The sequence below is a fragment of the Streptacidiphilus sp. MAP12-16 genome, from assembly GCF_041262165.1.
Classification (GTDB): Bacteria; Actinomycetota; Actinomycetes; order Streptomycetales; family Streptomycetaceae; genus Streptacidiphilus.
This window is the reverse complement of the sequence record NZ_JBGCBY010000013.1, coordinates 135,523-156,562: the sequence shown is the minus strand read 5'-3', so window position 1 is coordinate 156,562 and position 21,040 is coordinate 135,523. Positions and strand designations below refer to the sequence as shown.

Here is a 21,040-nt window from a genome sequence, read left to right as displayed (position 1 = left end):
GCGGGGGCGTGGTCCGTTCCGGTCAGCCCTGGTACGACCAGCCCGTCATGCGGTCGATGGTGACGCGGACGACCGGGCCCGTCGGGACCGTCTCCTGGTACTGGAGATACTTGGCCGCCAGTAGATCGACCGCGGCAGCGCGTCGCGGGCCGTCTGCCCAGGTCTCCGCCCTACCGTCCACGCGTACCCACCAGAGCTGGGTCCAGTCGTCCGCGTAGTGGTCGGCCAGAACGCTCACGCGCGGGTTCTCCCGGATGTTCCGCAACCGCCGCAGGTCCGTCGACGCCTTCGGCTTGTGGTCGACGACGAAGAGCAGCCGGTCGCCGTCCAGCGCGAACGTGATCGGAACCTGGTGCGGCTCGCCTGACCCGGAGACGGTGGCGAGCCGGGCTACTCGGGACGTCTCCAGCCGCGTCCGGGCTTCGGCGGCATCCAATCGCATGCGTCGACGGTACAGCCCTGGTGGAGCGGGATGAGGGATCGTCAGCCGGCTGAGATTCCACCTCTCGCAGGCTGAGCCGGGTTTGCTGGCACGCCGTCGAGCCGGGCCCGAATGCGGCGCCGCATGCCCAAATAGCCATATTTATCGACCCGGTTGGGATCGCCGTCCAACCCTTCACTAGGATCCCCCCAGTCACAGGGGGCACTTCTATCGGACCATCAGTTCATGCGGCGGGCTCGGCGCCACCTGCGCGCCCGCGCGAAAGGGTAAACATGTTAAATGTTCGGGGACGGCGCACCGCGCAGCTCTGCGGCGCGGTCGTGTTGTCCGCAAGCGCCATTGCCGGGTCCTTCGCAATGGCCGGTGCGGCCTCGGCGGACCAGAGCGCCACCAGCCATGCGGTACTGGGGGACTTCCTGCACAGCGCGAGCGTCGACGTCGCGGGCGAGGGCACGGTGGAGGCCGGCACGGTCGCGCTGGACCAGAGCGGCCAGACGCTGGCTGTGTACTGCATCGACCTGCACCACGGCACGCACAACGGGGTGGACTACAGCGAGACCGGTTGGGACCAGTCGACCCTGTCCAACAACCCGGACCGCGGCAAGATCCAGTGGATCCTGGAGCACTCCTACCCTGTGGTGTCGGCCTCGTCCCTCGCCGCGCAGCTCAACCTGAACAAGCTGAGCGAGGACCAGGCCGCCGCCGCCACGCAGGCCGCCATCTGGCACTTCTCCGACCAGGCGGATGCTCAGCCGACGGACAAGTCCGCCGGGAAGCTCACCGCGTGGCTGGAGAGCAACGCGGTCAACACCGCCGAGCCGGCGCCTTCGCTGCAGCTCTCCCCGGCCAGCGTCGCCGGTAAGAGCGGCGAGAAGATAGGCCCGGTGACCGTCACCACCAGCGCCTCCTCCGTCGACCTGCAGCTCAACGCCCCCTCGGGGGTGAAGCTGGTCAACCAGAACGGCACCACCGCGACCAAGGCCACCAACGGCGAGAAGCTCTACGTCCAGGTTCCGGCCGGCGCCGCCACCGGCAGCGCGCAGCTGACCGCATCGACGACCACCGCTCTACCGGTCGGCCGTGCCTTCAAGGCCGTGGACGGCAGCAGCCAGACCATGATCCTGGCAGGGACAGCGCCGGTCGCCGTCACTGCCAAGGCGGGCGCCGACTGGGCCCCCAAGGGCGTCATCCCTGCGGCCAACGCGCAGGAGAACTGCAAGCAGGGCGGCGTCGACGTCACCCTGACCAACGCCGGTGACCAGCCCTGGAACGCCACGGTCGGCGGCCAGAACGTCACCGTGCAGCCGGGTGCAAGCACCAGCGTGCTGGTCAAGGTCCGCGAGGGTGCAACCTACGACATCACGGTGACCGGACCGAACGGCTTCAGCAAGGTGTTCAAGGGCGCACTGAAGTGCCGGCCCACCACTCCTGGTGGCGGCACCACGCCCAGCCACAGTGCGACGCCCACCCCGTCCACTCCCTCCCCCTCGCCGAGCGGCCCCGGCCTGGCCCAGACCGGTGGCGGCAGTAGCACTCCCATGATCACCGGCATCGCCGCGGGCTTTGTCGCGCTGGGCGGCGCCGCGGTCTTCGTTCTGCGCAGGCGCGCCAAGGGCGCCCACGCGGCATAGCCCTGCCCCCTGAGGACTCTGACGGACAGTCAGTATCCGCCACCCCGGCCCCTGTCGCTCCGTGAGCGCAGGGGCCGGGGAAGTTCAGGGGAATGCCGTCCTGCGCCAGGCACTCGCATTCGACGGCCGGTTGGCATCCTCGGGAAGCGCGTGGCCGGTCAGTGCGGAAGCTCGACCGACAGGTGCGGGGTCAGCGCCCGGAGGAAGTCCGCTGCGTCGAACATTGCGCCGGCCGAGGCTACGCCGGTTGTCCGCGTGTGCCCGGCCAGGATTCGCTGGACGGCCTCCACCACCAGTGGTGCGGTGACCGCGTAGATGTCCTGGCCTCGGGCCGTGGCGCGTCGCTCGACGCCATCTGCGCTCACCAGGACGTCGACGACGAAAACCTGGTCCGATCGCCCCAGAGCGTCGACTGGCTCAGGCGCCGGCGTGTCCTCCTTGGCCAAGTCCCTCGCGGCTTCGACGGTCATGTAGGTGCGGATCTCGGGCACGGCCACGTGACTGGGAACAGTGATGACATCGGCCATGGTGAACTCCGCGATCACCGCTCGTCGCCCAAGCGGCTCTGGAAAGAGCCAGTCCTGCTCTGATGCCTTGTCGTCGTGGTACTGCAGCGCGCCGTCCGCGAACCGCACCCGACGGCCCGCGCGACGCTGATGGGACACCTGACCGGCCGCCCGGGTGCCCGCCGTGGGATACCAGCTGCTCAACCCGTACGCGACGTGCACCACGTCCGCAGCAGTCCACTCTCCCATCGCCGCGGTCACCAACAGGTCGCCCAGTCCACCGTAGAAAGCCATCGCCGGCACCACGGGTGTGTCTGTCTTTCGGGCTGCTTCCGCATAGTCGGCGAACATCGCGGCATTCGCCTCGATCTCTGCCGCGACGTCGACGTACGGGATCCCCGCGCGCAAGGCTGCCTCGACGACCGGGCCTCCCGTCACCGCGAACGGTCCGGCGCAGTTGACGACAGCCGCTGCTCCGTCGAGAGCCCGGTCCAGTGAGTTCGCGTCGTCCACGGTGGCCGGCCGCACGACCACATCTGCCCACTCGGCCGCAAGCACCTCCAGCTGGGCCGCGTCACGGCCGGAGATGATAGTGGCGAAGCCACGCCTTCGTAGTTCGGCGACGATGAAGCGACCGGTGTGCCCTGTCGCCCCGTACACCACCACTGCAGCCTTCGTGCTCATCGTTCCCCGATCTCGATGTTCTGACGAGCCCAGTCTCGCCGCAGGCGGCACCCGACTGTGATGGTCCGGAACGACATCACCCGTACACTTTCGGACATGCCCACTGTCGCGCTGCTGGCCGCCGGTCACCTGCTGCACTTCGAACTGGCAGTGGCCTACGAGATCTTCGGCAATCCCCCGCGCGAAGCCACGGAAGGCTGGTACGACGTACTGCTCTGCGGGCCCGGACCGGTGCAGGTCGGCCCGTTCATGGTCGAGCCTGACCACGGGCTGGAGCGCTTGGTCGGCGCCGACACCGTGATCGTGCCCGCGTGCGCCGACATCGACGAGCCGCCGCCGGCGGAGCTGATCGAAGCCGTGCGTGCGGCCCACGAGTCGGGTGCCCGGGTTGCCTCCCTCTGCACCGGAGCGTTCATGCTCGGCGCCGCGGGCCTGCTGGACGGTCGGCGGGCCACCACCCACTGGGCCCATGCCGCAGAACTGAGTGCCCGTCATCCACTGGCCGTGGTCGACCCGGACGTGCTGTACACGGACAACGGCAGCGTGCTCACGGCTGCGGGCAAGGCCGCCGCCGTGGATCTCTGCCTCCACCTGATCCACCTCGACCACGGCGCCGCCATCGCCAACTCCGTCGCCCGTCGCCTCGTCATGCCGCCACATCGGCCCGGCGGTCAGGCCCAGTTCGTGGCTACGCCGATGCAGGTCGCGGGCGACCACACGCTTGCCAACCTGCTCGCCTGGGTCCAACAACGACTGGACCAGCCGCTGACGGTGACCGACATGGCTCGGAGGGCGAACACGAGCCCGCGCAATCTCGGACGGCAGTTCCGGTCAGCGATCGGGCAGACCCCGATTCAGTGGCTGCTGGCCCAACGCGTACGTCGCGCCCAGGAGCTGCTGGAGGCCACCGACGAGAGCATCGAGGGGGTTGCCCTCGCCAGCGGCATGGGCACCGCCACGACACTTCGGCGCCAGTTCAAACGGATCGTCGGGGTCCCACCTGACACCTACCGGCGCTCGTTTCGCAGCGCAAAACCTGCCCTGCCCGGTACGGGCACAGCGCAACCCCCGGCCGTTCGAGTGACTGCTGCTGATCCTCTCTCAAGTCCATCGCCGGCGTTCCTTGCGAACTCCACGGATGAGCACCTGGCGCGAGCTGCAGACCTGCCGCGGCACGAAATGCGGCAAGTTCGATGATGCCGCTGTCAGTGCCGTCGCGGTGCGTGCGCCCAGAGCTTGGGGAGCATTGCCGACAAGACCACAGAAAGCCCACTCCGACCTGCTTGTTCTGCTCCGCAGGATGTCGCACCGCCCGTTGGGGCACGTGTGGGGGTACGACCCTTCGCTGGGAGGATCAGGGCGCGGCCGACTCAGGATGGGCTCGGGACGAGTCCCAGCCGATCGCCACCGCCCAGGTAACGCCCGGATCGGCTGTCACCTTGAGCGGGGCTGTCCTACTCGGCGCCGACAAGTCGTAGGCGTTGAGACTCCCGTCGGGGTGGGCGGAGCAGCGCTCGGTGTAGCGGCCGAAGGGGCCCGTGTCAACCGTTAGGGTGCCAGCACCCTGGCACTCCGTGGCCACCCAGATCGTCCCCGCGGCGACCTTGTTGGGGAGAGCCGTCTCCTGGCTTCCGACGTGTCGCCCGGTGGTGGCCAGTACTTTGTCGCCGTGCAGGGACTCCACGGGATCCTCCCACGGCGCATACGCGATGGGTGCCGGAGCCGGACTGTGCCGCAGCCCAGAAGCGGTCGACCGGTGCTCGTCGGTGCAACCGCCCAGGAGCAGAACCGCGGCGACGCAGCTGAGCACAACGCGTCGTCCCATGGCCACAGCCATCAGTGATCCCCCCGTGAGCCATGGCCCGCCTTCGGGCGCCAGCGCGGTCATGGTGGCATGCCCCGAGGGAGATCGTCCAGGGAGAGCGGGCGCTCCCCGTTGTGCCCGTAGCCGGCCTCGCCCGCCCCCTCCGGTGGCTGCGCTTGCCGGTGCCGGGGCAGGCGTTGGGGCGGGGATTGCCGTGCAGTGCCGTTCAGGTCCTATCCGTGCAAGCCACAGCCGCGCCGACGTCCCGTCAGTGCCGTCGGATGCCACCCGGCACCGGGGACGCTGCTCCCCCCACGCTCGCACGAACGGCCGCTGCCAGCCTCGATCGGCCAACTGCACCGCGCAGGCCCGGGGGCCTGCTCGTCCAAATCAGCAGGGCCACACCGACCGGCCCTGACGAACGGGCTCGGGAAGTTCCCGGCATGGATATGGTGGAGGTACCATAACCCTATGGCTCTGAAGAAAACCACCGTCATGGTGGAAGAAGAAGATCTCGCACTCATCAAGGAAGCCGCAGCACGCGAGGCCCGGCCCGAGTCGGAATACTTCCGCGAGGCCTTTCACATCGCCGCGCTGCGTACTCGCCGCTGGGACGAGGACTGGGACATCCCCCGTCTCGATTTCGGCCACCCGATCAGTGCCGGGGAGATCGACCAGGCCGTGATCGAAGCCGTGGCGGACCCGGAGTGATCATCATCGGCGACACCTCCGGTCTGGTGGCCGCCCTCAACGTCTCAGATCCAGAGCACGAGGCCGCTCGTACTGCCTTGCGCACGGCCGCGCTCACTGTCGTCTCCCCATTGGTGCTGCTGGAGATCGAACACATCACCACAAGGAACGTCGGCCGCCAGGCGGCGCTCGCAGTCAACGACTGGCTACTGGCTCAGGAGCAGACCGGACGAGTAGCGGTGCCCGGCCTGCCGGCCGCCACCTTCCGAAAGGCCCGCAAGATCCAGGACCGCTACGCGGCCCTGCGACTCGACCTCGCTGACGCCGTGAACGTCCTCCTCGCCGAACAATTCGAGACCGAGGCCATCCTCACTCTCGACCGCCGGGACTTCCGCGCTATCACCCCACTGACTGGGAAGCACGGTTTTCGGCTGCTGCCCGACGACCTGTAACACTGCCTCCGCGATCCGGACCACACTGCGCCCCTGGTCCCCTCGGGCGAAGGGCAATGGTGTGGGGGCCAGCACCCGGGCGGCCCTCATGAGGCATCGGCCTCCCGGTGGAGTTCAGGGGTGACCGAGAGCTGGATCATGGCATCTACTCACGTCACTACTGATGCCTCGGCCGCTTCCACGTCCAAGGTCGTGGCCCGCGGCAGCGAAGGCGACGCCGACACAATGTGGGGCGACGGGGGCGCTCTGTACTGGCTGATTCGCCCCGAAGGCCTGGCCGCAAACGGCTTCGAGTCCGTCATGTTCACCTGGCAGTGCTGCTGAGCCCGACCAGACCAGCCCCGCGTGAGCAGCTCAGAGCCTAACCAGCAACACGGGCAGGAGTACCGATCTCCCCACCAGCCCTCCACCTTCACCCCACCACCGACCCGACAGAGCGAAGGCGGTCCACCTCGAAGAGGTGAACCGCCTTATCCTGCTTGCCACTTGGGCGATGTGCGCCGCCAGGGACTCGAACCCCGGACCCGCTGATTAGGAGCTGATTTGTGGAAGGTGCTGGTAGGACCTGGAAGCGCCGCCCAGGACCATTGAGTGCCCATCCGTGCAGGCCACGGCCGCGCCGACGTACCGTCAGTGCCGTCGGATTCCACTCGGTACCGGGGACGCCGCTCCCACCACGCTCCCACCATCGGCCGCTGCCAGCCTCGATGGGTGCAGATCTCTTGAGGGTGTCTGGCACGAGCGTGACCTGCGGGTTCTTGATCCAGCGCGGCTACGCCGTGTCAGTTACGCCCGGCTGTACGGCGCCGACGCGGACGAACGGGCGCCGTGAGAGACAGACGGGCAGGTCGGCCGCGATGGGCTCCATGGCGACGATGGACTCGATTCGCACAAAATCGCTGATGGGCCAGACCCTCAAAAGATCTGCACCCAACCCGCTTGCTGCATTGTCGGTGCCATGGCGTACCGTTCCATTCGATCGTCGCGGCCGCGTCGGCGCGGGGGAGTTCCCCGGCCGCGGCCGCGGCCGTGCTCCGGCACGATTTCCCTGGGGGGGTTCAGATGCCCACGTTCACGCTGCGCCAGAACAGCAGCTTCGACATCCTCTACCACGGCCTGCTGCCGGGTTACACGGCTCGCGTCGCCATCGCCTACCAGGGCGACGCGAAGAACAGCGCCGCACCGTTCAACTGGCTGTTCTACCGCGTCACCCACTAGTCCCCGTCACCGTGGTTGCGCTGGACCGGCTTCGGCACGTCCAGCGCGACCACGAGCAGCCCGCACTTCGCATCGGGGACCGACGAGGCGGGCGCGCAGTCACCGCACAGCACTGTCATGTCGTGGCACTACACACTTGAAGGACCCCCTTTGCGTCGCAAACGCTTGAGCCTCGCCGTCACCGCCGCCCTCGCGGTTTTGACCTGCACCACCCTGTCCGTTGGCCCCGCTCAGGCCGCCAGCGGCAGTCTCACCGTGACGACGCTCGGCCGGAACGGGGCGGTGATCTCGTCCAATCTGAACCTCACCAATACGCAGACCGGTGAGATCGTCCAGGCCAAGAGCGGCAAGCGGGTGTGGCTCGCCAAGGGGCAGTGGGCGGTCGTCGCCGACATCGAGACCCCCGACAACTCGCCGTTCAGGATGAGCGACACACTCACGGCCGTGCAGGTGTCCGTCTCCGGCAGCACCTCGTTGACCCTGGACGCCCGCAGGGGCAAGCGGGTCTCGGCCTCCGTGGACGCCACCTCGGGTGGCGCCGCCGCGAAATACAACACGCTGGAGACCGCCGTCGCCTGCCCCGCGAACGACATCGCCGGCGAGGTGGGCGTGTACAACGTGCCGGGTGAGATCTTCGAGATCCCCAACCCCAACTCGACGTACTTCCACTTCGCCTGGATGCAGACCTGGACGTCGAACACTTGGCCTGGCGCCAGCGATTACTACGCTGTGACCAAGGAGACCAGCGGGCTGCCCACGAGCCCGAACGCCTCCTTCCGCCAGTCGTCCATGGCCAAGGTGTCCGTGTCCCTGCGCTCCGGCGAGAGTGCGCAGCCGGTTGACGCTCTCCGAGTGACCCCCGCGCCTGCGAACACCGACTGCCAGACCATGCTCTACGGCCAGTCGGACATGAACATGGGCCAGGGCACCCCCTTCAACTCGAACGCCTACGTCTCCCCGGGCCGCTGGTCGCTGCAGGGATACAACTCCCAGGGAGCCCAGGGCACCGATGCGACCACCACCCGCACCTTCGCGGCTGGCAGCAGCAACTGGCAGGACTTCAGCCGTGCGGTATGGGGCCCCACGGCGGGCCTGCCGTACGTGACCAACCGGTCGGTGACCTACACGCCCTACAAGACCATTGCTGACGCCAGTGCCGGGACCGACGGAGCAGCCGACACCCGCAACGTGGTGACGCTCAGCAAGAGCGGCAGAGTCCTCAAGAGGCAGACCCTCACCAACACCTTCGGCAGCTCCTCACCCTTCTCCGCGCAGATCACCTCAGCCGGCTGGTACGAACTCACGGTTGCGGCGACGCGCCTGCAGGCGGCACAGCTGTCCACCGGCGTGACCCTGGACTGGCACTTCTACGCAGACCCGGCGCACACCCAAGTCGCCCCCGGCTACCTGGCCGAGCTCTCGCCCTCGTTCCTGCACTCCTCCAATGCCGCGACACGGGGCATCACCACCCCGGTCACGGTCACCCTCGCCCGGACCGACGAGCCCTGGTCGGGCAGCGGCGAGCACTTCGCCCCGGACTCCGTCAAGTCCCTCCAGGTCTACGCCTCCCACGACAACGGCCGGACCTGGCACGCCGTCACCGTCCGCCGCAGCGGCTGGCAGTGGGTCGCCTCCGTCCCCGAGCCCACCATCGCCGGCACGGTCGCGCTGCGCACCGTCGCAACCGGCACCGCGGGCGACACCTCCGTCCAGACCGTCTACAACGCCTACCTCGTCGGCTGACCCGACCTCCCACCCGACCAGACCCGTACCTGATCCCCGTACCGTCGCGGCAGCGCAGCAGGACTGCTGCCGCGACGGCGGGAACCGTACTCCACCGCCTCCCGCTTCCGCCCGGGCCTGGACTGATCCACCAGCGCGCTACTGCTGAGCATCACCGGTAGGTCGCAGCGGGAATCGACGATGCCGCGCCGAAAGTAAGGCGACGGTCGACCGGCGGCCCGGCCGATAGGACATTTGGGCCGATCTGATGCGCGACGGCCAGCCAGGTGCCGGGCGTAACTGACACGGCGTAGCCGTGCTGGATCAAGAACTCGCAGGTCACGCTCGTGCCAGACACCCTCAAAAGCTCTGCACCCAGCCTCGATCGCAGCCCTGCCGGCTTGGGATGGCCTGTCAGTTCGAGGCTCAAGGCCTTCGCTACTGGACAGGTGCGCCGGTGGCAAGTGGTGGCGAGCGGCGGCCGCCGAAGGCGGAGAGGGTCTGTTCGAGCAGTGGCAGGGCGTGCATGACGTGGCGGGAGCGGATGAGTGCGTCCCATGCCGGTTCGAACTTCTTCCAGCCCCCCGAGTAGGCGAGGTGGCGCACCCGGTCACGCGCGTGATCGTGGACGGCGGATCCCTTCCAGATGGAGCCCCAACGATAGAAGTCCCGGTACGCACGCCAGCCACGTGAGGTCTGTGGGGTCAACGCTGCGAGTCAACCTTCGTCGGGGGATCTGTGGGGCGACCGAAGGCTGTCGCAATGCCGCGTAGTCAATGCTCTGCAAGCCCTAACTACGCGGTAATGGGGCTAGCTGGCTGAACGGACTTGCGGCGCGGTGATGTCCGGTCCGCCGGTTAGGTCTTGGGTTCCTATGACGCCGAGCAGCCGCAGCTGCTCGACCGCTGGGCCGCCGGGCGGGGCGGTGTAGAACTGGAGCCGCTGCCGGCCGTCCTCGCTGAACAGGTTCTGGCAGTTGATCTCCACGACGCCGAGCGTCGGGTGGATGATCCGCTTGCGCTCGCCGCGTCGGACGGCGACGTCGCCGCTGGCCCAGAGCTGCGCGAATTCGGCGCTGGCCCGCCGCAGTCGGCCGACCAGCTGCCGTGTCACGGGGTCATGATCCCGGCGGGCCACGGCAGCGCGCAGATCGGACACCAGGACGCGTGAGTGGTGCGCGTGGTCCTCGACCGGATAGACACCGCGCGAGCCGGGGTCGGTGAACCAGCGGTGGACGAAGCTGGCCTTCGGGCCCGCGCTGGTGACCGGCGGGCCGAGCAGTGCGGTGGCCAGCCGGTTCTGGGCCAGCGTCTCATGCAGGTCGGTAATGATGAGCGCCGGGGTGGTGTCCAGCCGGTCGAGCAGGGTTAGCATCGCCGGCTGCACGTACGCCGCGGTGCCGCGTGCCGCGGCGGCGACCGGGCGCCCGGCCAGCAAGAACAAGTGGTCGCGTTCGTCAGTGTCCAGGCGCAGCGCCCGGGCCAGGGCGGTGAGCATCTGGACGGTGGGTTGGGAGCCGCGCCCCTGCTCCAGTTCGGTGTAGTACTCCACCGAGGCGCCGGCCAGTTGGGCAACCTCGTCGCGGCGCAGGCCCGGTACGCGGCGGCGGGAGCCGGGCGGCAGCCCGGCCTCGGCAGGGGTGATCCGGTCTCGCCGCGACTTCAGGAAGGTTCCGAGTTCGGACAGGTCCATGTCTTCGAGTCTCTCCCAGTGGCAAGGGTGCAGCCAGGGGACGGCGTCCCCTGGCTGCGTGCGGGGTGCGAAGCGGATCAGGTCTGCGGTCCGGCGGCCAGCTCGGCCAGGGTCAGGACATCGCCGCCGATGCCCCAGCCGCCGTCGGCGACCTCCTCGACCAGGACCATCGTGTTGGCACGGGCGCGCTCTCCGAAGATCCGGACGTACAGCTCGGTGGTCTCGGTGACGATCTGCTCCTTCTGCTTCTCGTCGAGGGTCTTCTCCGGGACCTTGAAGTTGGCGAACGGCATGGCGTGTTCCTCTCGTGACGTAATGTCGGTGTGGCGCGGGGTGTTGCAGGGAGCTGCCCGTGGTGAGCAGCTCCTCCAGCCCGATGCGGCGGAATAATTCGGCGCGAACCCGGCCGGCGACCGCGCAGACGACTTCGCTGCCGTCGCGGCCGGGATCCATGTAGATGCGTGCCGCTTTCGAGGAGGAAGTCGGGACTTGGCGCCCCGTCGTGATCTCCACCATCGCCGGTGTCCTCGCAACTAACCAGGGTGTACTCACCCTGGTGTCGCCGACCCCAGCCTCGTTCCCGGCTACCGCGACCCGATGCTCACAGCGGTCCCCCCACGCGTGCGCCCAGGGTCGAAGATGGCCGGGACGCTGATGGGGTCGGCCCAGGACCAACCCAGGGCGGCATTGGTGAGCAGTCCGGCCGACAGCACTGTGGACAGGTAGGTGCACAGCAGGGTCTGCTTGGAGTCGGCGACCGCGGAGGCCGAGCCCAGTTCCCGCCCGGTCTTGCGCTGGGCGGCGGACAGGACCGGACATCACCGCGACGCAAGTCCGTTCGGCCAGCCAGTAGGGACGGCGAGAGATCGTCCTCACAAGTGCCGCATGGAATACCGAGTTGATGGAACATCAGCGGCTCGGCGAAGTCAGTCCCCACCACCCTCACAGAGAGGCCGGGAACCGTCGGACGCAGGAGCGCTCGGTCCGTGCCCAGCCCAGCCCCCATGTAACGATCTTGTACCCGTGCTCCCACCACGCTCCCACCACAAGATCAAAAAAGACCAGGGCCTCCTCGCCGTAGCGAGAAAGCCCTGGTCAAACTATCTTTCAGCTGTGCGCCGCCAGGGACTCGAACCCCGGACCCGCTGATTAAGAGTCAGCTGCTCTAACCAACTGAGCTAGCGGCGCTTAGTGTCCGGCTGTTGCTTGCGCTCTTGCCTGGGCACGACGGAAATACTACCTGACCTGCGGGGGTGCTGGTGACCACCCCCGGCGGGGTGGGGTCAGCCGCTGCCCGTCTGGGTGTCCTTGGCGGCGCGGACGGCGTCGCGGACGGCTTTGGCGACGGGGTCGAGGCGGGCCAGGTCGGCGAGGCGGCGCTGGGCCGGGCGGTTGGCTCGGCCGGGGTAGAGGCGTCGGGACAGGTCGCCTGCGTGAGCGAGGGCGGCGAGCTGGAGGGTGCGGGCCGGGGCGTTGGGGTCGAGGACGGCGTCCGCGACCAGGGCGACGCAGGCGTCGTGGGCGCTGCGGTCGGCAGCGGTGTAGCGGGTGACCGGGATCAGGCCGAGCAGTTTGTGGCTCTGCGGCTGCAGCAGGCCGCGCTGGATCAGAGAGTCCAGGTACGGCGCCGCGACCCTGCGGCCGAGCCGGTGCAGGCAACGGGAGAGGGTCGCCCCGCGCGGTGGAGCGGCTGTGGCGTTCAGCACCCGCACAGCGTCGTCCAGCGCGGGGTGCCCCAGCGGAGCCGTCCGGCTCAGGACGAGCCGCCGACCGTCGAGCACGGCCGCCTCGGCGGCCAGCAGTTCCGCGAGGACGCCACCGGCCAGGGCGAGATGGAACAGGCTCGGCTGACGCAGCCGACCGCTCACCGGTTCCACGCAGAGCAGGAGAAGGTCCTCGGGCAGAGAGGTGCGATAGGCATCCATCGTCTGGCTACTCCCCCGCGGCGCGGCGCCGCGAACCGTTCTGCGCCGATGTTCTGCCGCGGGCGGACACGCGATGGGACGGAGGCGTGGGAACAGACCCGGGGGTTTGCCGGTTGCCAGCCATGTCAGGTCCGTCGCAGCGGACGCGGCCCCGGCCGCGGTCCGTGCCGGTCCAGGCCGTAGCCGTCGCCGTATCCGTGGGAGCACCGCCGTGAGCCAGCCCGACCCGTCCGTACCGTCCGAGCCGGTCAGTCTGGCCGCGCAGATCCCCGGCCGGGTGCGCGGCAGCGCGGAGACGCCGCTGTCCATCCTGGACCTCGCCACCGTCGGCGCGGGCTACACACCCAGCCAGGCCCTGGCCGCGACGACCGAGCTCGCCCGCAAGGCCGAGGCGTGGGGGTACCACCGCTTCTGGGTGGCCGAGCATCACGGTATGCCCGGCGTGGCCAGCTCCGCGCCGGCTGTGCTGCTGGCGCACCTGGCCGCCGCGACGCAGAGCATCCGGCTGGGCTCGGGCGGCGTGATGCTGCCGAACCACGCGCCGCTGGTGATCGCCGAGCAGTTCGGCACCCTGCACGCGCTGCACCCGGGCCGGATAGACCTCGGCCTCGGCCGGGCCCCCGGTACCGACCCGGCGACCGCGCGGGCGCTGCGGCGCGGTGTCCTGGACGAGTCCGCCGAGGAGTTCCCGCAGCAGCTCAGCGAGCTGACCCGGTTCCTGGACGCGGACTTCCCGGCCGGGCACCCGTACCACCGGCTGCGCGCCGTGCCGGGGGAGGCGAGCGCGCCGGGCAGCGGCCGTCCGCCGATCTGGCTGCTGGGGTCGTCCGGTTTCAGCGCCCAGCTCGCCGGCCGGCTCGGGCTGCCCTTCGCCTTCGCTCACCACTTCAGCGCCGGAAACACCGTCCCCGCGCTGGACCTGTACCGGGACTCCTTCCGTCCCTCGGTAGTGCTGGCTGAGCCCTACACGCTGATCGGCGTGGGCGCGGTCGCCGCCGACACGTCGGAGCAGGCGCGGCGGCTGGCCGGTTCCGGGGCGCTGGGGATGCTGCGGCTGCGGCGCGGACAGCCCGGGCTGATCCCGACGGCCGAGGAGGCCGAGGCGTACCCGTACACCGAGCTGGAGCGGGAGTTCGTCGACTCCTGGCTGGCGAACGTCGTGCTCGGCGAGCCCGAGCAGGTCCGCGAGGGTCTGCTCGATCTGCGCAAGCGCACCGGGGCCGACGAGCTGATGATCACCAGCAACATCCACGGCCACGAGGCCCGGCACCGCTCGTACGAGCTGATCGCGCAGGCGTACGGGCTGCTCGGGTGAGCGGAGTCCCCTCTCCGCTGCAGGAGTTGACGGACGATCGGCCGGCCGTGGCCGGGGTGCGGCTGCTGCTGAAACGGGACGACCTGATCCACCCCACCGTCCCCGGCAACAAGTGGCGCAAGCTGCTGCCCAATCTCGCCGAGGCGCGGGCGGCGGGCCACGACACCGTGCTGACCTTCGGCGGCGCGTACTCCAACCATCTGCGCGCGACTGCGGCCGCCGGGCGCGCGGCGGGTCTGCGCACCGTCGGTGTGGTACGCGGCGACGAGCTGCGGGGCCGGCCTCTGAACGCCTCGCTGGCCCAGGCGGCGGCCTGGGGCATGGAACTCGACTTCATGGACCGGGCCACCTGGCGGGCGCGGATGTCCGCCGAGGTGGTGGCCGGACTCCTGCACCGGCACGGTCCCGCCCTGGTCGTCCCGGAGGGCGGCAGCAACGCCGCCGGAGTTCGCGGATGCGTGGCGCTGGGACGGGAGTTGGCCGAGTCCGGCGCCGATGTCGTCTGCTGCTCGGTGGGTACCGGCGGGACGCTGGCCGGGCTCGCGTCCGGACTCGCCCCCGGGCAGCGGGCGGTGGGCTTCGCGGCGCTCAAGCACGCGCCGCTGGAGGCCGAGACGGAGGCGCTGCAGCTGGCGGCCTTCGGCAGGCGCACGCCCAACTGGCGCATCGATCACGGCAGTCACTTCGGCGGCTACGGGCGAACCACTCCCGAACTGGTGGCGTTCGCGGCCGACTTCGAGGAGCGGCACGGGATCCGGCTGGATCTCGGCTACGAGGCGAAGGCTCTGCACGGCATCCTGGCGGGCCTGGGCACGGGCGCGTTCCGGCGGGGCTCGACGGTGGCCCTGGTGCTCGCGGGTTAAGCGGACCTCAACAGGGAATTGGTCTAGTCCTAGGTCTAGTCCATCCTCTTGACGTGCTGCGGACATCTCCTCCATGGTGGGCGCTGGTACAGACCTCTCATCCTCTCCCCCACGAGGAGCCCCGGTGTTCCGTACGACTCCCTCCCGTGCCCTGGCCGCGCTCGCCACGGCCGGGCTCGCCGCAACCGCGCTGATCGCCGCAGGCGGCAGCAGCGCGCAGGCCAGCACCACGACGTCCGCGCTCAGTAGCAACTGGTACGCGGCCGCGCCCTATCTGATGCCGCTGGACAACAACCCCCCGAACCCCACAGACGTGATGGCTGCCACCGGCCTCAAGGCGTTCCAGCTCGCCTTCGTCCTCGCGCCCAACGGCGGTGGCTGTACGCCCACCTGGGGCGGGACGGCCGCGGTCTCCTCCGACACCGCCGTCGCCGCGACGATCAGCTCCATCCGCGCGGCCGGCGGCGACGTCTCCGTCTCCATCGGCGGCTACGGCGGCACCAAGCTCGGCCAGACCTGCGGTTCCCCGGCCGCGACCGCGGCCGCGTACCAGCAGGTCATCACGAAGTACGGGCTGCACGCCATCGACTTCGACCTGGAGGAGCCGGAGTACGAGAACACGTCCGCCGTCGCCAACGAGGTCGGTGCGGCGCAGATCCTGCAGCAGAACAACCCCGGCCTGTATGTGTCGGTGACCACGCCCGGCACCGCCGCGGGCACCGGCTGGTTCGGCCAGCAGATGCTCAACCAGGCCAAGGCGGACGGCTTCACGCCGAACAACTTCTCGATCATGCCCTTCGACGGCGGCTTCAGCGGCGCGTCCTCGCAGATCTCGGCGCTGCAGTCGTTCAACACCCTGCTGATGAACACCTTCGGCTGGAGCTCGGCCACCGCGTACGCCCACGAGGGCATCTCGATGATGAACGGGCGCAGCGACAGCGGCGAGTACTTCTACCAGGCCGACTTCCAGTCGGTGCTGGACTTCGCCACCAGCCACGGTCTGGCCCGCTACACCAACTGGTCGGTGAACCGCGACCGGCAGTGCACTCCGCCCGACAACAACGGCACGACGTCCGGGACCTGCAGCAGCGTCGCCCAGGGGGCCTGGGACTTCACCAAGTTCAGCGTGAAGTTCGCCGGGGCGACCCCGCCCACCGGCACGCCGACCCCGACACCCACGCCCACCTCGACCCCGACGAGCAGCCCGACGCCGACCCCGACTCCGACCGGTGGCGGTAGCTGCACCGCCGCGCCGTGGAGTTCGACCGTCGCGTACACCGGCGGGATGGTCGTCAGCTACAACGGCCACAAGTGGACGGCCAAGTGGTGGACCCAGGCGGACGTCCCCGGCGGCGCAGCCGGAGTCTGGACGGACAACGGCGCCTGCTGAGCGACCGTCGAAACGGCCTGTGGCCGGACTCCCGAAAGGGGTCCGGCCACAGGCCGTTCAAGATGCTGCCGTCAGCTGTCTCAACTGTGCCGGCTGTGTCAGCCGCCTCAGCTGTGCCAGCTGACCGGGGAGCGGTAGTTGCCGTGCCGCTCGGGCCGCTGCCAGCGGGCCTGCGGCTGGCCGTGACCCTTGGCGGGCCGGGCCTCGGCGGCGGCACGGGCCAGCAGGACGGCGGTGAGCGCGGCCAGTTCCTCGTCGGCCAGCTGGCCCTTGACGACGCGGACCAGCGGGTCCGTGGACGGTTCGATGACGGTGGTCACTTCTGACTCCTCGGGCTGCTCAGGTGGTCTGGGGGCCGGCGGGCGGCGACGCTGCTGCCGACGACGACGAACGACGGGTCGACTGGCTACTGCGGCGGGTTGCCGTGCTTGCGCTGCGGCAGGTCGGCGTGCTTGCTGCGCAGCATGTGCAGGGCGCGGATGAGCACGTTGCGGGTGGCGGCCGGGTCGATGACGTCGTCCACCAGGCCGCGTTCGGCGGCGTAGTAGGGGTGCATCAGCTCGTCCTTGTACTGCTTGACCATCTGGGCCCGCATGGCCTCGGGGTCGTCCGCCTCGGCGATCTGACGGCGGAAGATGACGTTGGCGGCGCCCTCGGCGCCCATCACGGCGATCTCGTTGGTGGGCCAGGCGTAGGACAGGTCCGCGCCGACCGAGCGGGAGTCCATGACGATGTAGGCGCCGCCGTAGGCCTTGCGCAGGATCAGCTGGATCCGCGGGACGGTGGCGTTGCAGTACGCGTAGAGCAGCTTGGCACCGTGCCGGATGATGCCGCCGTGCTCCTGGTCGACACCGGGCAGGAAGCCCGGGACGTCCAGCAGGGTGATCAGCGGGATGTTGAAGGCGTCGCACATCTGGACGAAGCGCGCGGCCTTCTCCGAGGCGTGGATGTCCAGCACCCCGGCGAGGGACTGCGGCTGGTTCGCCACAATGCCCACGACCTGTCCGTCCATCCGGGTGAGGGCGACGATGACGTTGGTCGCCCAGCGCTCGTGGACCTCCATGAACTGGCCCTCGTCGGCGATCTCCTCGATCACCTTGCGCATGTCGTAGGGCCGGTTGCCGTCGGAGGGGACCAGGTCGAGCAGCGCCTCGCAGCGGCGGTCGGCGGGGTCCTCGGTCGGCTCGACCGGCGGGGTCTCCCGGTTGTTCTGCGGCAGCAGCGACAGCAGGAAGCGGACCTCCTCCAGGCAGCTGCGCTCGTCGTCGTAGGCGAAATGCGACACTCCGGACACCTCGGAGTGCACGTCCGCGCCGCCGAGGCCGTTCTGCGAGATCTTCTCGCCGGTCACCGCCTGCACCACGTCGGGGCCGGTGATGAACATCTGCGAGGTCTCACGGACCATGAACACGAAGTCGGTCAGCGCGGGCGAGTACGCCGCGCCGCCGGCGCACGGGCCGAGCATCACGCTGATCTGCGGGATCACACCCGACGCGCGGGTGTTGCGCTGGAAGATCCCGCCGTACCCGGCGAGCGCGGTGACGCCTTCCTGGATCCGCGCGCCGGCGCCGTCGTTCAGCGACACCAGCGGCGCGCCGGCCTGGATGGCCATGTCCATGATCTTGTGGATCTTCTGCGCATGGGCCTCGCCCAGCGCCCCGCCGAAGATCCGGAAGTCGTGCGCGTAGAGGAAGACGACGCGGCCGTGGACCGTGCCCCAGCCGGTGATCACACCGTCGCTGTAGGGCTTCTTCGCCTCCAGGCCGAAGCCCGTGGCCCGGTGCCGGCGCAGCGGCTCGACCTCGTTGAACGAACCGTCGTCCAGCAGCAGGGCGATGCGCTCCCGCGCGGTCAGCTTGCCCTTGGCGTGCTGCGCCTCCGTGGCGCGCTCGCTCGGGCCCGCCTGTGCCAGCGCCTGGATGGCGAGCAGCTCGGCGACCCGCCCGCGGCTGTCGCCACCGGCTGCGGTTGCCTGACGTGCTGCCTCAGGTGCCTCACGCAGATCGGTCATCGCAGAACCACCATCTCTGGGTACTCCAAGTCTGTTCGGAACGACCCGCCGTTGGGAATGCGGACCAGCCCACTCATCGACCCTACGAGGGAGACCCCGTTGATGCAGGGGTCGATTCCGTACAACACCTGATGCGAATAGCTGGCGGAGCTGAACAGGAGCAGATGCCCAACGACCTGCACCCACGCCTCCCACCTGGGGCTCCTTGGTCAAACCGAATCTGTGGAAGGTTCATCCGGTTTTCACAAAACACCACTAGGGTGCCCGCATGTCCACCTCCAGCCCCACCGACATCCCGCAGCCCGCCGAGCCCACTGGCGGCGACACAACGGCGGTCGAGTCCTCCGCCACGATTGCACTGACCAAGGTCGAAGAGGACACGAAGGCGAGTGCCCCGACCTGGACCCCGCGCCCGCACGAGCAGCTCAGCCCTGAGGACAAGGACCTCACCGACCTGACCGACGAGGAGCTGGAGGCGCTCACCGCCGACGGTGCCGCCTCGAAGGGCATCCTGGGCGGCGCCGCCGCGATCACCGGCGCCGCGCTCGGCCTGGCCTCGATCACCGGCACCTGGCTCGGCACCCTGATCTTCGACCGCCAGCAGCTGGTCGGCAACATCGCCGCCAGCGGCAAGACGGCGGCGGTGATGCTGCAGCAGGAGTACACCAACCCGTGGCACAAGATGGCGGAGTTCAACGGCATCTTCGCCGTGGTCGCCGTCATCGTCGCGATCGGTGTGCTGTTCGCCGGGAAGTTCCTCGCCGCCAAGCCCCTGCCGACCTGGATCCAGGCCGTGGCCTGGGCCGCGCTGGCGCTCGGCGTGATCGGCCTGTTCATCTCCGGTGCGATGTACTTCGACTGGTTCACCACCGCGATCAAGGTCCCGGCCGCGGCCGCGACCAGCACCACCGGCGGCTGACCCGTCCCCGCAATCCCGGAGTCCTCCCGGAGTCCAGAGACCGCAGAGACCCGCCCCGCGCAGTCGCGCCGGGCGGGTCTCCTGTCTGGTGGACCGCTACAGGGCCGGGCTCGGGCTCAGCCCGTCGCCGTCCAGCAGCAGCCAGCGGTCGACGCCGATGCTCCGCAGGAACGGCAGGTCGTGGCTGGCGACCACGAGCGCGCCCCGGTACGAGGCGAGGGCCGTCGCCAGCTGCCGGACGCTGGCCAGGTCGAGGTTGTTGGTCGGCTCGTCCAGCAGCAGCAGTTGCGGTGCGGGCTCCGCCAGCATCAGCGCCGCCAGCGTCGCCCGGAAGCGCTCCCCGCCCGACAGCGTCGCCACCGGCTGCTCGGCGCCGGCGCCCCGGAACAGGAAGCGGGCGAGCCGGGCCCGGATCGCGTTGTCCCCGGCGGCGGGCGCGAGCCGGGCCACGTTCCCGACGACGCTGAGCCCGTCGTCGAGCACGTCCAGCCGCTGTGGCAGGTAGCGCAGCGGTACGAACGGCAGCACCTCGCCACCGAGCGGTGGCAGCTCCCCGGTGATGGTGCGCAGCAGCGTGGTCTTGCCCGCGCCGTTGCCGCCGACCAGCGCGATCCGCTCCGGACCGCGCAGCTCCAGCGTCAGGCTGGTGCCGGGCGGCGCGTAGCGGGGGCAGACGTCCCTGAGAGTGAGCACGGTCCGTCCGGCCGGGACCTCGGTCGCGGCCAGGTCGACCCGGATCTCCGGGTCGGCGCGGACCGCGAGTTCCGCCTCGGAGAGCCGTTCCCTGGCGTCGGCGACCTTCTCCTGGTGCATGACGCGGTGCCTGCCGGCCGACTCCTGGGCGCTCCGCTGGCGCTGCTTCATGACGATGCGCGGCTCGCGTTTGCTGTCGTACATCTTCTGTCCGAAACGCTTGCGTCGGGCCAGCTTCTCCTGGGCCTCGACGAGTTCGCGCCGTTGCCGCTTCACCTCCGCTCCGGCGACCCGGACCATCCGTTCGGCGGCCTCCTGCTCGACCTCGACCGCCTGCTCGTAGTCACTGAAGTTGCCTCCGTACCAGTGGATCTGACCCGACCGCAGATCGGCGATACGGTCCACCAGTTCGAGCAGCTCCCGGTCGTGGCTGACCACGACCAGGACGCCCTTCCAGGTGTCGACGGCGTCGTAGAGGCGCTGCCGGGCAGCCCGGTCGAGGTTGTTGGTGGGCTCGTCCAGCAGCAGGACGTCGGGCCGGCGCAGCAACTGCCCGGCGAGGCCGAGCAGGACGGACTCCCCGCCGGAGAGCTGTCCGACCCGCCGGTCCAGGTCCGCCCCGTCCAGGCCGAGCCGGTCCAGGGTGGCCCGGGTACGCTCCTCGACGTCCCAGTCGTCGCCGACCAGGGCGTAGTTCTGCTCGGACGCGTCCCCGGCCTCGATGGCCTGCAGGGCGGCCCTGACCCGGTCGAGTCCCAGCGCCTCGGCGACCGTGAGCCCGGCGTCGAGGGCGAGGTCCTGCGCCAGAAAGCCGAGGCTGCCCCGGACCCGCACGGTGCCGGACTCCGGCCGCAGTTCGCCCGCGAGGAGGCGGAGCAGGGTGGACTTGCCGGACCCGTTGACACCGACCAGTCCGGTGCGGCCGGGGCTGACGGCGAAGTCGAACCCGTCGAACAGCAGCCGGCCGTCGGGCCAGCCGAAGCGGAGCCCGGCGCAGCCGAGCGACGCGGGTGACTGGCCGTGGGCGTGGGCGTTGGTGCGCGCGTTGGTGCGGGCGTTGGTATGCGGATGCATGAGCGGCTC

The 21,040-nt window shown here is 69.8% G+C and carries 22 protein-coding genes, 1 tRNA gene and 1 pseudogene; 11 read left to right on the top strand and 13 right to left on the bottom strand.

Features of this window, described 5'->3' with window-relative positions:
* Positions 1 to 22: 22 nt before the first annotated feature.
* A complete protein-coding gene (locus ABIA33_RS19380; protein WP_370083214.1) occupies positions 23 to 442 on the bottom strand; it encodes a TIGR03668 family PPOX class F420-dependent oxidoreductase in 420 nt (139 codons plus the stop codon).
* 272 nt (positions 443 to 714) lie between these two features.
* Here ABIA33_RS19380 and ABIA33_RS19375 point away from each other — a divergent pair, with 272 nt between their 5' ends.
* Entirely contained in the window at positions 715 to 2,073 is a 1,359-nt protein-coding gene (locus ABIA33_RS19375; RefSeq protein ID WP_370083212.1) for a Cys-Gln thioester bond-forming surface protein, read from the top strand.
* A 158-nt stretch (positions 2,074 to 2,231) separates the two neighbouring features.
* On the opposite strand, the gene ABIA33_RS19370 is transcribed toward ABIA33_RS19375, so the two are convergent.
* On the bottom strand, positions 2,232 to 3,263 hold the full coding sequence (locus tag ABIA33_RS19370; protein WP_370083347.1) for a trans-acting enoyl reductase family protein: 1,032 nt from the start codon (positions 3,261 to 3,263) through the stop codon (positions 2,232 to 2,234).
* Positions 3,264 to 3,359: 96 nt separating this feature from the next.
* Here ABIA33_RS19370 and ABIA33_RS19365 point away from each other — a divergent pair, with 96 nt between their 5' ends.
* Positions 3,360 to 4,460: a helix-turn-helix domain-containing protein gene (locus ABIA33_RS19365; protein WP_370083210.1), complete on the top strand. Its 1,101-nt coding sequence runs from the start codon at positions 3,360 to 3,362 to the stop codon at positions 4,458 to 4,460.
* A gap of 157 nt (positions 4,461 to 4,617) precedes the next feature.
* Here the strand turns inward: ABIA33_RS19365 and ABIA33_RS19360 are convergent, their stop codons facing one another.
* Complete coding sequence (locus ABIA33_RS19360) at positions 4,618 to 4,947, bottom strand: hypothetical protein (protein ID WP_370083208.1); 330 nt, start codon at positions 4,945 to 4,947, stop codon at positions 4,618 to 4,620.
* Between the two features lie 591 nt (positions 4,948 to 5,538).
* Here ABIA33_RS19360 and ABIA33_RS19355 point away from each other — a divergent pair.
* From ABIA33_RS19355 to ABIA33_RS19340, 4 genes are all read left to right on the top strand, one after another.
* Positions 5,539 to 5,778 (top strand): CopG family transcriptional regulator, encoded by a 240-nt coding sequence (locus ABIA33_RS19355; protein ID WP_370083206.1) that lies wholly within the window; start codon positions 5,539 to 5,541, stop codon positions 5,776 to 5,778.
* A complete protein-coding gene (locus ABIA33_RS19350) occupies positions 5,775 to 6,209 on the top strand; it encodes a PIN domain-containing protein (protein WP_370083204.1) in 435 nt (144 codons plus the stop codon). Before ABIA33_RS19355 ends, ABIA33_RS19350 begins: the two co-directional genes overlap by 4 nt.
* Before the next feature lie 138 nt (positions 6,210 to 6,347).
* Entirely contained in the window at positions 6,348 to 6,533 is a 186-nt protein-coding gene (locus ABIA33_RS19345; RefSeq protein ID WP_370083202.1) for a DUF1963 domain-containing protein, read from the top strand.
* Positions 6,534 to 7,271: 738 nt separating this feature from the next.
* Positions 7,272 to 7,427 (top strand): hypothetical protein, encoded by a 156-nt coding sequence (locus ABIA33_RS19340; protein WP_370083200.1) that lies wholly within the window; start codon positions 7,272 to 7,274, stop codon positions 7,425 to 7,427.
* Here the strand turns inward: ABIA33_RS19340 and ABIA33_RS19335 are convergent.
* Positions 7,424 to 7,546: a hypothetical protein gene (locus ABIA33_RS19335; protein WP_370083198.1), complete on the bottom strand. Its 123-nt coding sequence runs from the start codon at positions 7,544 to 7,546 to the stop codon at positions 7,424 to 7,426. The two genes, ABIA33_RS19340 and ABIA33_RS19335, sit on opposite strands and share 4 nt — an antisense overlap.
* A gap of 31 nt (positions 7,547 to 7,577) precedes the next feature.
* On the opposite strand from ABIA33_RS19335, the gene ABIA33_RS19330 reads away from it, so the two are divergent.
* Positions 7,578 to 9,170, top strand: coding sequence for a hypothetical protein (locus ABIA33_RS19330; RefSeq protein ID WP_370083196.1), 1,593 nt, complete (start codon positions 7,578 to 7,580; stop codon positions 9,168 to 9,170).
* 417 nt (positions 9,171 to 9,587) lie between these two features.
* Here the strand turns inward: ABIA33_RS19330 and ABIA33_RS19325 are convergent, their stop codons facing one another.
* The 6 genes and pseudogenes from ABIA33_RS19325 to ABIA33_RS19300 all read right to left on the bottom strand — a co-directional run bounded on the left by ABIA33_RS19325 (position 9,588) and on the right by ABIA33_RS19300 (position 12,766).
* Positions 9,588 to 9,857: a hypothetical protein gene (locus tag ABIA33_RS19325; RefSeq protein ID WP_370083194.1), complete on the bottom strand. Its 270-nt coding sequence runs from the start codon at positions 9,855 to 9,857 to the stop codon at positions 9,588 to 9,590.
* A 102-nt stretch (positions 9,858 to 9,959) separates the two neighbouring features.
* A complete protein-coding gene (locus tag ABIA33_RS19320; protein ID WP_370083192.1) occupies positions 9,960 to 10,841 on the bottom strand; it encodes a helix-turn-helix transcriptional regulator in 882 nt (293 codons plus the stop codon).
* 77 nt (positions 10,842 to 10,918) lie between these two features.
* Positions 10,919 to 11,134: a tautomerase family protein gene (locus tag ABIA33_RS19315; protein WP_370083190.1), complete on the bottom strand. Its 216-nt coding sequence runs from the start codon at positions 11,132 to 11,134 to the stop codon at positions 10,919 to 10,921.
* 291 nt (positions 11,135 to 11,425) lie between these two features.
* Positions 11,426 to 11,656 (bottom strand): annotated as a pseudogene (locus tag ABIA33_RS19310) (hypothetical protein); the annotation flags it as partial.
* Between the two features lie 299 nt (positions 11,657 to 11,955).
* Positions 11,956 to 12,029 (bottom strand) — tRNA-Lys (locus ABIA33_RS19305).
* A gap of 95 nt (positions 12,030 to 12,124) precedes the next feature.
* Complete coding sequence (locus ABIA33_RS19300; protein ID WP_370083188.1) at positions 12,125 to 12,766, bottom strand: GPP34 family phosphoprotein; 642 nt, start codon at positions 12,764 to 12,766, stop codon at positions 12,125 to 12,127.
* Positions 12,767 to 12,977: 211 nt separating this feature from the next.
* Between ABIA33_RS19300 and ABIA33_RS19295 the strand changes: the two genes are divergently transcribed.
* The 3 genes from ABIA33_RS19295 (at position 12,978) to ABIA33_RS19285 (ending at position 16,334) form a co-directional block, all read left to right on the top strand.
* Positions 12,978 to 14,081, top strand: coding sequence for an LLM class flavin-dependent oxidoreductase (locus tag ABIA33_RS19295; RefSeq protein ID WP_370083186.1), 1,104 nt, complete (start codon positions 12,978 to 12,980; stop codon positions 14,079 to 14,081).
* The gene (locus ABIA33_RS19290) at positions 14,078 to 14,944 is read left to right on the top strand and encodes a 1-aminocyclopropane-1-carboxylate deaminase/D-cysteine desulfhydrase (protein ID WP_370083184.1); all 867 of its coding nucleotides are present in this window, start codon (positions 14,078 to 14,080) and stop codon (positions 14,942 to 14,944) included. Before ABIA33_RS19295 ends, ABIA33_RS19290 begins: the two co-directional genes overlap by 4 nt.
* Positions 14,945 to 15,068: 124 nt before the next feature.
* Entirely contained in the window at positions 15,069 to 16,334 is a 1,266-nt protein-coding gene (locus tag ABIA33_RS19285) for a chitinase (RefSeq protein WP_370083182.1), read from the top strand.
* A 107-nt stretch (positions 16,335 to 16,441) separates the two neighbouring features.
* Here the strand turns inward: ABIA33_RS19285 and ABIA33_RS19280 are convergent, their stop codons facing one another.
* Positions 16,442 to 16,654: an acyl-CoA carboxylase epsilon subunit gene (locus tag ABIA33_RS19280; protein WP_370083180.1), complete on the bottom strand. Its 213-nt coding sequence runs from the start codon at positions 16,652 to 16,654 to the stop codon at positions 16,442 to 16,444.
* 86 nt (positions 16,655 to 16,740) lie between these two features.
* On the bottom strand, positions 16,741 to 18,345 hold the full coding sequence (locus ABIA33_RS19275; RefSeq protein ID WP_370083178.1) for an acyl-CoA carboxylase subunit beta: 1,605 nt from the start codon (positions 18,343 to 18,345) through the stop codon (positions 16,741 to 16,743).
* Positions 18,346 to 18,613: 268 nt separating this feature from the next.
* Between ABIA33_RS19275 and ABIA33_RS19270 the strand changes: the two genes are divergently transcribed.
* Entirely contained in the window at positions 18,614 to 19,264 is a 651-nt protein-coding gene (locus ABIA33_RS19270; RefSeq protein WP_370083176.1) for a hypothetical protein, read from the top strand.
* A gap of 96 nt (positions 19,265 to 19,360) precedes the next feature.
* On the opposite strand, the gene ABIA33_RS19265 is transcribed toward ABIA33_RS19270, so the two are convergent.
* On the bottom strand, positions 19,361 to 21,031 hold the full coding sequence (locus ABIA33_RS19265) for an ABC-F family ATP-binding cassette domain-containing protein (protein ID WP_370083174.1): 1,671 nt from the start codon (positions 21,029 to 21,031) through the stop codon (positions 19,361 to 19,363).
* Positions 21,032 to 21,040: the final 9 nt, after the last annotated feature.